General features: G+C 63.0%; 12 protein-coding genes. 6 read left to right on the forward strand and 6 right to left on the reverse strand.

All coding sequences use genetic code 11. The features are described 5' to 3' along the window. Positions 1-4 precede the first annotated feature (4 nt). Positions 5-679, forward strand: a complete 675-nt coding sequence (gene radC, locus V6943_RS06340) for a RadC family protein (RefSeq protein ID WP_340552915.1) — start codon at positions 5-7, stop codon at positions 677-679. An 8-nt stretch (positions 680-687) separates the two neighbouring features. Here radC and V6943_RS06345 read toward each other — a convergent pair whose 3' ends face one another. Both V6943_RS06345 and V6943_RS06350 read right to left on the reverse strand, forming a co-directional pair. Next, complete coding sequence (locus tag V6943_RS06345; RefSeq protein WP_340552916.1) at positions 688-2,022, reverse strand: hypothetical protein; 1,335 nt, start codon at positions 2,020-2,022, stop codon at positions 688-690. Next, positions 2,022-2,468 (reverse strand): PaaI family thioesterase, encoded by a 447-nt coding sequence (locus tag V6943_RS06350; RefSeq protein WP_340552917.1) that lies wholly within the window; start codon positions 2,466-2,468, stop codon positions 2,022-2,024. Before V6943_RS06350 ends, V6943_RS06345 begins: the two co-directional genes overlap by 1 nt. 143 nt (positions 2,469-2,611) lie before the next feature. Here V6943_RS06350 and V6943_RS06355 point away from each other — a divergent pair, with 143 nt between their 5' ends. The 3 genes from V6943_RS06355 (at position 2,612) to V6943_RS06365 (ending at position 6,547) form a co-directional block, all read left to right on the forward strand. Further along, positions 2,612-4,129: a 3-hydroxyacyl-CoA dehydrogenase gene (locus V6943_RS06355; RefSeq protein WP_340552918.1), complete on the forward strand. Its 1,518-nt coding sequence runs from the start codon at positions 2,612-2,614 to the stop codon at positions 4,127-4,129. A 558-nt stretch (positions 4,130-4,687) separates the two neighbouring features. Further along, entirely contained in the window at positions 4,688-5,905 is a 1,218-nt protein-coding gene (locus V6943_RS06360; RefSeq protein WP_445324125.1) for a methyl-accepting chemotaxis protein, read from the forward strand. 117 nt (positions 5,906-6,022) lie between these two features. Continuing rightward, on the forward strand, positions 6,023-6,547 hold the full coding sequence (locus tag V6943_RS06365; protein ID WP_131651457.1) for an Mpo1 family 2-hydroxy fatty acid dioxygenase: 525 nt from the start codon (positions 6,023-6,025) through the stop codon (positions 6,545-6,547). Positions 6,548-6,559: 12 nt separating this feature from the next. Here the strand turns inward: V6943_RS06365 and V6943_RS06370 are convergent, their stop codons facing one another. The 4 genes from V6943_RS06370 to V6943_RS06385 all read right to left on the reverse strand — a co-directional run bounded on the left by V6943_RS06370 (position 6,560) and on the right by V6943_RS06385 (position 10,983). Next, on the reverse strand, positions 6,560-7,306 hold the full coding sequence (locus tag V6943_RS06370; protein ID WP_131651458.1) for a hypothetical protein: 747 nt from the start codon (positions 7,304-7,306) through the stop codon (positions 6,560-6,562). 173 nt (positions 7,307-7,479) lie between these two features. Then, entirely contained in the window at positions 7,480-9,030 is a 1,551-nt protein-coding gene (locus V6943_RS06375; RefSeq protein ID WP_340552919.1) for a phospholipase D family protein, read from the reverse strand. A gap of 59 nt (positions 9,031-9,089) precedes the next feature. Then, positions 9,090-10,400: an NAD(P)/FAD-dependent oxidoreductase gene (locus tag V6943_RS06380; RefSeq protein ID WP_340552920.1), complete on the reverse strand. Its 1,311-nt coding sequence runs from the start codon at positions 10,398-10,400 to the stop codon at positions 9,090-9,092. Between the two features lie 94 nt (positions 10,401-10,494). Next, positions 10,495-10,983: an Lrp/AsnC ligand binding domain-containing protein gene (locus V6943_RS06385; protein WP_045431082.1), complete on the reverse strand. Its 489-nt coding sequence runs from the start codon at positions 10,981-10,983 to the stop codon at positions 10,495-10,497. A 149-nt stretch (positions 10,984-11,132) separates the two neighbouring features. Here V6943_RS06385 and dadA point away from each other — a divergent pair, with 149 nt between their 5' ends. Together dadA and V6943_RS06395 are read left to right on the forward strand one after the other, a co-directional pair. After that, positions 11,133-12,431, forward strand: coding sequence for a D-amino acid dehydrogenase (gene dadA / locus V6943_RS06390; protein ID WP_340552921.1), 1,299 nt, complete (start codon positions 11,133-11,135; stop codon positions 12,429-12,431). Next, the gene (locus tag V6943_RS06395) at positions 12,406-12,762 is read left to right on the forward strand and encodes a RidA family protein (RefSeq protein ID WP_340552922.1); all 357 of its coding nucleotides are present in this window, start codon (positions 12,406-12,408) and stop codon (positions 12,760-12,762) included. The genes dadA and V6943_RS06395 overlap by 26 nt, the downstream gene beginning before the upstream one ends. Positions 12,763-12,819: the final 57 nt, after the last annotated feature.

Genomic DNA, 12,819 nt, shown 5'->3' on the forward strand with positions numbered 1-12,819 from the left:
TGACATGAGCATTCGTGACTGGCCCGCGGCGGAACGCCCGCGGGAGAAACTACTGGAACACGGCGCGGCGGCCCTGTCCGACGCGGAGCTGCTGGCAATCTTTCTGCGTACCGGCGTGGCCGGCAGGAGCGCGGTGGATCTGGCCCGGCATCTGCTCAGCGAGTTCGGCAGCCTTCGCGCGCTGCTGGAAAGCGAGCTGGAGTCATTCAGCGGCCATCTGGGGCTGGGGCCGGCGAAATTTGCCCAGCTGCAGGCCGTGCTGGAAATGTCGCGCCGGCATCTGGCCGAGCGCATGCGGCGCGATTCGGCGCTGGAAAGCCCGCAGGCGGTACGCGATTACCTCAAGGCGCGCCTGCGACATGAGCCGCATGAGCTGTTCGCCTGCCTGTTTCTCGACGCCAAGCATCGCGTGCTGGCATTCGAGGTGCTGTTTCACGGAACCATCGACGGTGCCAGCGTCTACCCGCGGCAGGTGGTCAAGCGCGCGCTGGCGCAGAACGCGGCGGCGGTGATCCTCACTCATAACCATCCCTCCGGCGTCGCCGAGCCGAGTCAGGCCGACCGGCAATTGACCCGCAAACTCAGCGATGCGCTGGCGCTGATCGACGTGCGAGTGCTCGACCATTTCATCGTTGGCGATGGCGAGCCCTTGTCCATGGCCGAATACGGCTGGATGTGAGCCGTCATTCAGGCCAGCAGCGGTACCAGCAGCAGCGGGATGAGCACGCTGAGCACGAAACGCCCATTCCAGCCAACGGCGATGCGCCAGGGCGATAGCTGGGCGTGGCGCGCCAGTAACAATGCAGAGGGCCCGTAAGGCGACAGCAGCATCGCCAGGGAGAAACCGAATAGCAGCGCCACTGCCGGCTGCAACACCGCAAGGCCCTGGCTCGCCAGCTGTGCCAGCAGCGCCGCGCACAGGTTCAGCGAAATGAGCGGGGCGACTCCCAGCAGCGCCAGCGCCATGATCGCCAGGGTGCCCACCGCGCCCACCGCAAACAGAGCGAGCGGGGTATCGCCGAGGTGATCGGCCAGGTGATGCACCGGCAAGATCGCCGCCACCAGCCCGGCGAGCAGTGCAGAGCTGGCGAAAATGAACGTCTCGTTGCGCATGCCGAGCAGGGTATCGTTGACCTCGCGGAACACCTGGCGCGGCGCTGTTCGTTGCCAGAGCAGGATGACGACCACCGAGAGCGGGACCAGCAGCATTGCGGCTTGGGTGGCGGAAAGCCAGGTCAGCGCGGCCAGCACGGCGATCAAGACGATGCCGATCAGGCTACCGATGAACAGGCCGCGCAAGCTGCCGCCAGACTGCGTCGAGGGATTGACCACAGGTTGGTCGGCCAACTGTTGTAGACGGCGGTTTTCGGTCGGCCAGCCGAACAGCAACAGGAGCAGGCCGCCGATGAGCCCGAACGGCAGCAGTGCGCTCCAGCTCAGGCCAGGCAGCTCGCGGGTTAGGATGGCGACGGCGACGCTGGTCGGCGCCAGCAGCGGCACCAACGCGAAGCCGCGCAGCGCGGTGACCATTACTCCGCGCCGGCCCTCGTGGCGCTGGGCGTCGCTGTAGGGACGACGTTCGAGGTGGTTCTCCAGCGAGCCGCAAATCAGATTGAGCATGCCGAAGCTGAGCACCGAGCTGATCGCGAAAGTGCTCATCAGGTAACCGGGATAGAGCCACGCGCGTGGTCCCGCCAGCAACAGGCGATGCAGGTCGCTGAGCTGCCGAAGCCGCTTGACCAGGCAGTGCATCAGACCAAGGGCGCCAATGAAGGCTGCGTAGTAAGCCGCCGATGACAACATGCGCGCAGCCTGTTGCCAGTTCGCCCCGCCCGACAGCAACCAGTAACCGAGTAGAGCCAGGGTGACCATGGCCAGCCGCCGCGGGTAGGGCATCAGCGAACGCCAATGCCAGACGAAGAACACTGCCAGCAAGATGCCGCTGGCGACACTCAGCGGCTGCAGACGGGTGATCAGCGCCAGTAGTTCGAAGAGCAGCGCCAGTGGCAGCAACACGCTCATTAGGCCGGCAGCTCACGACGCAGGGCGCCACGCTTGAAGACTCCTTCGCCGAACGCGATCAACCGATCCTGGTCATCCAGCAGATCGCAGCTGGCCATGAATACCTTGTGCCCGGCCGAGCGGCAGCGGGCAATTGCCCTGACCTGACAGCCCGCAGCGGCGGGCGCGCTGAAATTGATGTTCATGGACAGTGTCAGTGCGACGCGGCGCTCGGCCGGGTCCGGCTCCCAAGTGCCGCACAACCCCATGGCGACATCCATCAGCGTCGCCATGACCCCGCCGTGCATGTTGCTAGCATTGTTCAGGTGGCGCGGCAGCAGATCCAGCGCGAGGACGGCGTGCTCCGGACCGTAAGCCAGCAGTTGGCAGCCGATGTCCTGGAAGAAGCCGGTAACGGAGGCCTGAACCTGCTGCAATTGCGCAGGTGAATATAAAGAAGGGGACATGGCGTTTCGGTCGAGGATGGCTTGCTAAGGAGACTGGCAGTCTTTAGGCTCTGGGTCAATCAAGGCGAAATGTTATTCCGCACTGCGGAATTTTAAAGGTGGATCCGAACAGTCGCAACGCTATCTTCATCGAGGAGGTTCGTATGTTTTCCCGTATCGGCATCATCGGCGCTGGCGCCATGGGGCGCGGCATCGCACAGTTATTCGCCAGCGCTGGTCAGCAGGTCTGGCTGTATGACAGTCGTCCCGAAGCCATTGAGCAGGCGCTGCAATTCAACCGTGAACTGCTCGAGCGCAGCGTAGCCAAGGGCCGCTTGAGTGCCGATCAATTGCCTGCGGTTCTGGAGCGCATGCAGCCGGCCCATCAGCTGACCGAACTGGCCGGCTGCGATTTGCTGATCGAGGCCATCGTCGAGAACCTCGAGGCCAAACAGAGCCTGTTCGTCGAACTGGAGGGCTTGATCGCCGCCGACGCCGTGCTCGCGACCAATACCTCGTCGCTATCGGTGACCCGCATCGCCAGCGCTTGCGCGCGGCCCGAGCGGGTAGCCGGCTACCACTTTTTCAATCCGGTGACCTTGATGAAGCTGGTCGAAGTGGTTCGCGGCGAGCGCACCGACCCTGCGGTTATCGAGCGGCTGGTGCAGCTGGCCGAGCATGCCGGTCACTTTCCAGCAATCACACCCGACACGCCCGGCTTTCTGGTCAATCACGCCGGCCGGGCCTACGGCACCGAGGCACAACGCATCCTCAGCGAGGGCATTGCCACGCCGGAGCAGATCGACCGCATCCTGCGCGACGGTCCCGGTTTCCGCATGGGGCCGTTCGAACTGTTCGATTTGACCGGACTGGACATTTCCCATGCGGTGATGGAGTCGGTGCACGACCAGTTCTATTACGACCCGCGCTATACGCCGTCCTATCTCGCTGCGCAGCGGGTGGCCGCCGGGCTGCTCGGGCGCAAGACCGGGCAGGGGTTCTACCGCTACGAGAATGGTCAGCAGATTCGCTCGCCGGAGCCTCGCTTCGAGCCGGTGACCCTCGATCGACCGTTCTGGCTCGACAGTATCGAGCCCGAACTGCGTAGCCATATTGGCGCGGTCCTGCAACAGGCCGGCGCGGTGCTCGAAGACGGCGTCGATCCGTCGAGCCAGGCGATCTGCCTGATCACGCCGTTGGGCGAGGACGCCAGTAACTATATCGAGCGGCTGGCGCTACCGGCCGTGCGTACCGTTGCCCTTGACCCGTTTAGCGACCTCGATAAGCGCCGCGTGCTGATGCGCCAGCCCGCGCTGGATCCGGCGCTGGAAGCGCAGGCGCGCCAGGCGCTCGGTGCGGACGGCGTGCCGGTGGAGGTGATCAACGACTCACCGGGCTTCGTCAGCCAGCGCATCATTGCCAGCATCGTCAACCTCGGCTGCGAAATTGCCCAGAAGGGCATCGCATCACCGGATACGCTCGATCGCGCCGTGACGGTTGCGCTCGGCTATCCGAAGGGGCCGCTGGAATTCGCCGATCACTACAACCCCGCACGAATCCTCACGATTCTAGAAGGCATGCAGGCCTGCTACGGCCACGAGCCTCGCTATCGTCCGAGCCCATGGCTGCGGCGGCGAGTACAGCTTGGGCTGCCGCTGACCGCGCCGGATGCGCCGCGCTGAACGCATCCGGAGCGTTCGATCGGCCCGCGAGAGAGCTGTTTAAGGTTGGCAGCGTGCTGCCGTTAACCCGGTAGACCCGGATGCCGGGCGGCGTGACGTACAGTCCATGCCGCTTGATAAAGGCCAGTTGCTACCAAGGAGTTATGTTCATTGGTGGCCAAGAGGGGTACAACTCGCTCGTTACCGGATGAAAACAAGAGGCCATCGATGCGCCCTGCCTTCCGCCTACACCCCAATGTCTGCCTGTTGCACGCGGTCTCGCTGCTGGCGCTTTTGTCCTTCCTTGAGTGGATGAAACTGCCGTTCTACCTCACCGCCCTCTCGATATTGCTGCTCAGCCTATGGCCCTGGTTAGGTCCGTGGCGCGTCCAAACGGATCCGCCTAGTCCGGGCGACGCCAATGCTCAGAGCTCTGCTGCGCTGAGCAAAAGCCTTTCGCGACACACTTGCCACAATGCCCTGTCGGCGGCTCAAGTGTCATTCAGTGCCGAGCAACTGGCGGCACGCCTGCAATCGCAGCTGGCGGCGATCAGCGAGATAGCCAATGGCGCCGAGGCGATGACCGCGACCGAGCAGGACAGCGCCAGCCGCGCGGGCCATGCACTTGAGGCCGCCGAAGCGGTGCGGCGCAGCAGCGTCGGCGGTCGAGCCGAACTGCAGCATGCAATCGAACGCATGCAGCGGCTCAGCGCACAGACTGAAGCCAGTCGCGAATTGCTCGACGGGCTCTCTGCGCGCACTGAAGAGATACGTCAGATCACAGATGTGATCCAGTCCATCGCCAGCCAGACCAACCTGCTTGCGCTCAACGCGGCGATCGAGGCCGCGCGTGCCGGGGAGGCCGGCCGCGGCTTCGCGGTGGTCGCCGATGAGGTGCGCAACCTCGCCGGGCGCACCAGCAGCGCCACCGAAGCGGTCGGACGGATGGTGAGTGATATCCGCGAGCAGAGCGGGGCAGTGGTCAGCCATATCCAGAAACAGGCCAGCGAACTCGACGAAGCTGCCGAGCAGATTGCAGGCACCGGCGCCCAGCTCACCGGTATTGCCGATCTGGCTGGCAATGTCGAAACCCAGGTGGCGGAAATTGCCTCCGGTACCGCCAACAATCACGAGCGACTCGCGCAGCTTTTCGTAGCACTGGACCAACTGCGTGGTGACGTGCTGGAGAGTGAGACTCAAACCCGTCAGCTGGAGCAGTCTGCAGAGAAGCTCGTCGGCCAGGCGGAAACCGTCAGCGAGCAGCTCGCCGAAGTGCAGCTTGACGACTATCACCAGGGCATCTTCGATCTGGCACGAGAGGGCGCGGCGGCTATCGGTGCGCGCTTCGAGGCGGATCTGCAAGCCGGTCGGCTGACGGTCGATGATCTTTTCGATCGCAATTACCAAGCGCAGCCGGGGACCAATCCGATCCGCTATAGCACTCGCTTCGATCGTTATGCCGACGAAGTCCTGCCGGCCATTCAGGAGCCGTTGCTTGAGCGTAACGATGCTCTGATCTATGCCATCGCCACTACGCCGGACGGCTACGTGCCGACCCACAACCGCGCCTTCAGCCAGCCTCCGGTCGGCGATCCGGAGGTCGACAAGGTCAAGAGTCGCAGCAAGCGGCTGTTCAATGACCGCACCGGCGGGCGCTGTGGCAGCCACCAGCGCAAGGTGCTATTGCAAACCTATAGCCGCGACACCGGCGAGTTGATGCATGACCTTTCGGTGCCGATCATGGTGGGCGGCCGTCATTGGGGTGGTCTGCGGTTGGGCTATCGCCCCGAGCCTTAGCGGGCAATGGCGCGTTGGCACAAGCGCCTTGACCTTTGGCACTCGTCCACCACGGGTTGGCGCCCCGCATATCGACAAGCTGGCTAAGCTTGCCGGACAGCATCTGGAGCTCGCCCTATGAAAACCCTGACCGACCACTTGGCGCAGTACGCTGCCTATCACCGCGACCCGCGCAACCTGCTCAGCCATTTCATTGGCATTCCGATGATCGTGCTGGCCGTCGCGGTGTTGCTGTCGCGTCCCGGCGTGGAGGTTTCTGGACTTTGGCTGAGCCCGGTTGCGTTGGTCGCATTGGCCTCGGTGCTGTTCTATCTGCGGTTGGACTTGCGCTTCGGCGCACTCATGGGGGTGGTGTTGCTGCTCTGCGTCTGGGTCGGTGCCCAGCTGGCGCAGCAGACGACCGCCATCTGGCTGAGCGCGGGGGTTGGATTGTTCGTGGTGGGCTGGATCATCCAATTCGTCGGGCATTACTACGAAGGACGCAAGCCCGCATTCGTCGACGATCTCACCGGGCTGATCATCGGGCCGCTATTCGTCGCGGCCGAACTGGGGTTCATGCTCGGCTTGCGCGAGCCGTTGCGTCAGGCCATCGAGGCGCGAGTCGGGCCGGTACGGCTGCGTCAGCGCCCGATCGATGCCTGACCTGGCGCACCGTCAGGGAACGAGCGCCATCCACTGATCGCTGAGACTGCGGGCATGGCGGTCCACCATGATCGGCGCGAACGGCCGGCCAGACGCGGTATTGAAGCTGTTGTTGCCGCTGTTCATGTCTTCGAGCGCCACCTTGAGGAAATCCCAGCGGGTCTTCAGCTTGGCGATGGCTGGATTCGATTGGCTGTCCAGGGCGGCGAGTTGCTCATCGATGGAGGGCACCAGGTGCCGCTCGTCCTGCCCAAGGTAGGTGTCCGGTTGTTCGCGAGCCGTTTCGAAGGAGCCCACGTAGGCGCGGCTCAGGTACTGGACGGTCAGGTATTCCACCTTGGCTGGCAGTTCGGCGCGGAAGTCAGCGCCTTGCTGGCTGCGTACCTCGCTGAGGAAGTCGCGTAGCGCCTTGCTCATCTGCAGCGGCCAACCCCAGGGCATGTCGTCTTCTTCGTAACCGAAGCCAGCCCCTTCGCGCAGTGTGGCCTGCAATGTCTGATGCAGCTCGCGCAGCTTGTTACTGGCGGCGGGGAAGCTGTTCAGCGTGTCGGTTAGTGCCTTGAGGTCGCCTTCCATCCTCGCCAGATGGGCTTTCTGAAAACCTTCGCCGCGGTAGAGCAGAAGACTGCTGGCCGCACGGTTGGCATGGATCTGCATGCTTTCCAGAGCGGTGAAGGATTGAGCCTGGGCGGAATTGAGCAGCGCTGGGAACCAGCTCGCCAGCACAATCACCATCAATATCCATTTACGATGATGCATGTCGCGCTCCTTTTTATTTTTATAGAAGCAGTGCCGTATCCGGCATCGGTGCGGCAGCCTAGCTGCCGATGGCACCTTGGTACCATGGCGAGAAGCGAAAGCAAGCGAGGCGGCGGTTTCGCTGGGTAGATTGGCGGAAATACCTTGCAACCTAGATATGTCGCAAAGGTCGCTCAGAGCATCCGTTCCAGCCCGATCCACTGACTGAACCAGGCGTTGAAACGCCGCCAGGCGCCACCGGGCTCATCCAGGAGTACCTTGCGCCGGCCCTCGTCTTCAGCGAACCAGACCAACTGCTTTTCACCGTCGAGCTCGACCAGTCGGACCTCGTAACTTACCGCCGGCGAGGTGCCTTCAAGTGTCAGCCGCTGGACTTCCCCGGCCAGTTCGGTGCTCTCGATCAGGATGCCGACTTCGGTGTTCCAGAGAACCGAACGCGGATCGAAGTTAAACGAGCCGAGAAACACTTCCTGCCGGTCGAATACTGCGCCCTTGCTGTGCAGGCTCGATTCCGACTCACCGCTCAGGTTGTAGGACGCCTCTTGGTCAGGCTGCCGGCGCAGCTCGAACAAACGCACGCCGGCTTCGAGCAGCTCGCGACGATAGGGTGCGTAACCGCCATGCACGATAGGGACATCGGTCGCTTCCAGCGAGTTGGTGAGAATGCGGATGGCCACGCCGTTTTCGGCGTGGTGCGTGAGGTAGTCCACTCCGTCCTGGGTGGGGACGAAGTAGGCGGAAATCAGCGTCATCTCGCGGGTGACGGCGTCCATGCTTGGCTGCAGCTGGGTGGTCAGCAGCAGGTGCTCGTCGGGAATGCCGTCGGCGGTGATCTTGTCCGGGTGGTCCCACATGGCTTCGCCGGGCGCCCAGATCAGCCCCTGCAGCCACTGCGCCAGAGGCGGCCCGTCCAGTTCTGCCATCAGCCTCTGGTAGCGCTGCGGAGTGCGCTGGCGCTCCGCTTGCAGGTACTCCACGATCTGCTGGCGCGCTTCGTCCAGCGCCGCGACGCTAGGTGGACTGCGCAGGAAATGCTGGATGGGGGCGCTGAGACCATGGTTCCAGTACTGATCGAAGCTGGTCGCCAGCTGCCGGGCCACCGGCCCGGCGCCAAGCAGATCGATGTCAGTGAAGTTCAAGCCTTTTTCGGCATCGAAATATTCGTCGCCAAGATTACGCCCGCCGACGATGGCCAGGCTGTTATCGGCCAACATCAGCTTGTTATGCATGCGCCGATGCTGCAGTGAAAGATGCAGTAGTCGACCGACAGTGCGGGTAACGATGTTGCTGCGCCCGACATGCAGGGGATTGAAAACGCGGATGAGAATGTTCGGGTGGGCTGCCAGGGTTGCGATTTGATAGTCGCTGCCGTCGCTGGTCGTGTCATCGAGCAGCAACCGGACCCTGACGCCGCGATCGGCAGCCTTGAGCACTTCGTCGATCAATGCACGGGTACTGAGGCCGTCGTGGACGATGTAGTACTGCACGTCCAGGCTCGTCTGGGCTGCACGGATCATTCTGACTCGAGCGGCGAAGGCTTCGGCGCTCGAAGACAGCAGGCGAAAGCCCGAATGCCCGGACGGTTGGTCGACGGCCAACGCTTCAATTCGCCGTGCCAGTTCCGAATCCTGGCTTGGCAGGGAGTGGCTCGTGGGTGCGGTAACCAGCTGCCCGGCGCAGCCTGCCAGCAACAGCATCGCCACGAACACCAGATGTTTGCGCAAGGAGCACCTTTTCGTTGTTAGGGTTCCATGACGATTGGACGTCAGCGCAACGGTGAAATTCAGAACTGGTCCTTGAGCCTGTACCAGAGCATGCCCAATGCCAGCAGCGGAGAGCGCAGCCGCTGGCCGCCAGGGAAAGTCGGGTGCGGTACGCGTGCGAACAGATCGAAGCGGCCTTGAACCTGGCCGCTGATGGCTTCGGCAAGCAGTCGCCCGGCAAGGTGGGTGGCGTTCAGCCCGTGGCCGGCGTAGGCCTGGGCGTAGTACACGTTAGGCTGATCGGGCAGTCGGCCGATCTGAGGTAGCCGATTGGCGCCGATGCCGATCATCCCGCCCCACTGGAAATCGATGCCGATGCCGCGCAGCTGTGGAAACACCTCGAGCATCTTCGGCTGCATATAGGCGGCGATGTCTTGCGGGTCGCGCCCGGAATAATGGCAGGCGCCGCCGAACAGCAAGCGCCGATCTGCCGAGAGGCGAAAATAATCCAGCGCTACCCGCTGATCGCAGACCGCCATATTCTGCGGTAACAGTTCATGGGCCAGCGCCTCGGGCAGCGGCTCGGTGGCGATGATATAGCTGCCGGCTGGCAGTACTTTGCCGGCGAGTTCCGGATTCAATCCTCGCAGGTAAGCGTTGCAGGCGAGCACCAGTTGTCTGGCGCGGACGCTGCCGTGCGCGGTATGCACGCGCACCTCGTGACCGTAATCGATTCGCGTGACTGCCGACTGTTCGAACAGGCGTACGCCCAGCGACTGCGCGGCGGCGGCTTCCCCGAGCGCCAGATTGAGCGGATGCAGGTGTCCCGAGCCCATATCCACCAAGCCGCCAACGTAGCGATCGGAGCCAATCACCTCACGCATGGCATCCTTCGCCACGCGGCGCAGCGGATGCGGATAGCCCAGGCGCATGAGGTCGGCGTAATCGGCGTCGAAGCCCTCGACATGTCGCGGCTTGGTCGCGAGATCGCAATAGCCCCAGGTCAGATCACAGTCGATGGCATGGCGCTCGATACGCTGGCGGACGATATCGACCGCCTCGAAGCCCATGCGTTTAAGCGCATCGACGCCTTCAGTACCGATGATTGACTGGAACTGCTCGACGTCATGACCAACGCCACGAATCAACTGGCCGCCATTGCGCCCGCTGGCGCCCCAGCCGATTCGGTGCGCCTCCAGCAGCACCACCGACAGGCCGCGCTCGGCCAGTTCGATAGCTGTGTTGAGCCCACTGAAACCACCGCCGACGATGCAGACGTCCGCAACCTGCTCACCTTCCAGGCGTGACAGGGCGAGCCGCTGGTTGACGCTGGCTGCGTAATAAGAGGCTGCGTGATCTTCGCTGTGAATGGCCGCTTGGCGGGTGTGCATGAACGAACCTTGAGTTGATGGCTTGTTTCAAGGGTAGACCGGCGGGTGGTTGCGGGGCAAAAAAGCAGCTTAGAAGCTGGAAAGCATGAAGCTGCTATTCCGGCACCGGCAGCTCCAGCGACTCCTTCACCTCTTCCATGACGATATAGCTCTTGGATTCGCGCACGTGCGGCAGCTTGAGGAGGATGTCGCCGAGCAATTTACGGTACGAGGCCATCTCCGAAATGCGCGCCTTGATCAGGTAGTCGAAGTCGCCTGATACCAGATGGCATTCCAAGACGTGCGGCAGCTTCAGCACGGCGCGGCGGAACTCTTCAAAGATATCGCCGGATTTGTAGGCCAGGCTGATCTCGACGAACACCAGCAGCCCGCCCTTGAGGTGCTGCGGATTCAGTCGCGCGGTGTAGCCCATGATGATGCCCTCGCGCTCCAGCCGGCGGACCCGCTCGGTGCAAGGCGTGGTGGACAGGCCGATGCGTTCGCCCAGCTCGGTAAAGGGCATGCGGCCTTCTGCCTGGAGCAGGCGGAGGATCTGGCGGTCGATCTTGTCCAGCTCGCGACGGGTCTGATGCTTGGTTCGCATAGGTTTATCGCCTCCAAGAAAAGCGTTTTAGACGTGAATAAAACGCAAAGATAGCCGTTTATATGGGGAAAACCACTAGTCGACGCTTTCTATACTCCGCATCAACAGTGACTCGAAAAAGCCCGGCAGCAAACGGGTGGGAGGCAGCGATGCGTGTTCTGGTGATGGGTGGTGGAGTGATCGGCACGACCAGTGCCTATTATCTGGCTCGCGCCGGCTTCGAAGTGGTGGTCGTTGACCGTCAGCCGGCCGTGGCGATGGAAACCAGCTTTGCCAACGCCGGGCAGGTGTCGCCCGGTTACGCCTCGCCCTGGGCTGCGCCCGGCGTGCCGCTCAAGGCCATCAAATGGCTGCTGCAACGGCACGCACCGCTGGCGATCAAGCTCACCGGCGACATCCAGCAATACCTGTGGATGGCTCAGATGCTGCGCAACTGCACGGCGGCGCGCTATGCGGTGAACAAGGAGCGCATGGTGCGGCTGTCCGAGTACAGTCGGGATTGCCTCGACGAGCTGCGGGCCGAAACCGGCATCGACTACGAAGGTCGGCAATGCGGCACGACTCAGCTGTTCCGCACCCAGGCGCAGCTGGACAATGCCGCCAAGGATATCGCCGTGCTGGAAGCATCCGGCGTGCCCTACGAACTGCTCGATCGCACCGGCATCGCCCGTGCCGAGCCGGCGCTGGCCAAGGTGGCCGACAAACTCAGCGGCGCGCTGCGCCTGCCCAACGACCAGACCGGCGATTGTCAGCTGTTCACCACCAAGCTGGCCGAGATGGCTCGTGAGTTGGGTGTGGAGTTCCGCTTCAATCAGGACATTCAGCGCCTGGAATATTCCGGCGACCGCCTCGACGGCGTGTGGATCGACGGCAAGCTGGAAACCGCCGATCGCTATGTGCTGGCGCTGGGCAGCTACAGCTCGCAAATGCTCAAGTCGCTGGGCATCCGCGCTCCGGTCTATCCACTCAAGGGCTACTCGCTCACCGTGCCGATCAGCGACCCGACCATGGCGCCGGTATCCACGGTGCTAGATGAAACCTACAAGGTCGCTATCACCCGTTTCGATCAGCGCATCCGCGTGGGTGGGATGGCCGAGATTGCCGGTCACGACCTGTCGCTCAATCCGCGTCGGCGCGAAACCCTGGAAATGGTCGTCGGTGATCTGTTTCCGCTGGGTGGCGATCCGGGCAATGCGGAACTCTGGACCGGGCTGCGTCCGGCGACGCCGGACGGCACTCCGATCATCGGCGCCACGGCCTATCGCAACCTGTTCCTCAATACCGGCCATGGCACCTTGGGCTGGACCATGGCCTGCGGGTCCGGTCGCCTGCTTGCCGATCTGCTGGCCTCCAGGCGCACCCAGATCAGCACCAATGGGCTGGATATTTCCCGTTACGGCAAGACCAAGGAGTCGCGTAAGCATGCCCATACAGCGCCTGCACACTAATGCCCGCATGAGCCAGATCGTTATTCACGGCAACACCGTCTATTTGGCCGGTCAGGTGGGTGAGGACATGAGCGCCGGCGTCGAACAGCAGACGCGCGAGACGCTGGACAACATCGAGCGCCTGCTGCGTCAGGCCGGTACGGACAAGCAGCACATTCTGTCGGTGGCCATCTACCTCAAGGACATCGACGCCGACTTTGCCGGCATGAATGCGGTCTGGGACCAGTGGTTGCCCGACGGCGTCGCGCCGGCACGCGCCACTGTCGAAGCCAAACTGTGCGAGCCGGAAATCCTCGTCGAGCTGTCGGTCGTGGCGGCGCTGCCGGAGTAAATTTCGCCTGTCGCCGTCAGTCCCTTCATTCCATTTGATGTGTTGAAAATACTGAAC

Source organism: Pseudomonas sp. CBC3, assembly GCF_037967085.1.
Taxonomy (GTDB): Bacteria; Pseudomonadota; Gammaproteobacteria; order Pseudomonadales; family Pseudomonadaceae; genus Stutzerimonas.

Bases quoted from the DNA above. Each gene is read 5' to 3' on its own strand.
- radC (WP_340552915.1), top strand. From the start codon at position 5: ATGAGCATTCGTGACTGGCCCGCGGCGGAACGCCCGCGGGAGAAACTA.
- V6943_RS06345 (WP_340552916.1), bottom strand. From the start codon at position 2,022: ATGAGCGTGTTGCTGCCACTGGCGCTGCTCTTCGAACTACTGGCGCTG.
- V6943_RS06350 (WP_340552917.1), bottom strand. From the start codon at position 2,468: ATGTCCCCTTCTTTATATTCACCTGCGCAATTGCAGCAGGTTCAGGCC.
- V6943_RS06355 (WP_340552918.1), top strand. From the start codon at position 2,612: ATGTTTTCCCGTATCGGCATCATCGGCGCTGGCGCCATGGGGCGCGGC.
- V6943_RS06360 (WP_445324125.1), top strand. From the start codon at position 4,688: ATGACCGCGACCGAGCAGGACAGCGCCAGCCGCGCGGGCCATGCACTT.
- V6943_RS06365 (WP_131651457.1), top strand. From the start codon at position 6,023: ATGAAAACCCTGACCGACCACTTGGCGCAGTACGCTGCCTATCACCGC.
- V6943_RS06370 (WP_131651458.1), bottom strand. From the start codon at position 7,306: ATGCATCATCGTAAATGGATATTGATGGTGATTGTGCTGGCGAGCTGG.
- V6943_RS06380 (WP_340552920.1), bottom strand. From the start codon at position 10,400: ATGCACACCCGCCAAGCGGCCATTCACAGCGAAGATCACGCAGCCTCT.
- V6943_RS06385 (WP_045431082.1), bottom strand. From the start codon at position 10,983: ATGCGAACCAAGCATCAGACCCGTCGCGAGCTGGACAAGATCGACCGC.
- dadA (WP_340552921.1), top strand. From the start codon at position 11,133: ATGCGTGTTCTGGTGATGGGTGGTGGAGTGATCGGCACGACCAGTGCC.
- V6943_RS06395 (WP_340552922.1), top strand. From the start codon at position 12,406: ATGCCCATACAGCGCCTGCACACTAATGCCCGCATGAGCCAGATCGTT.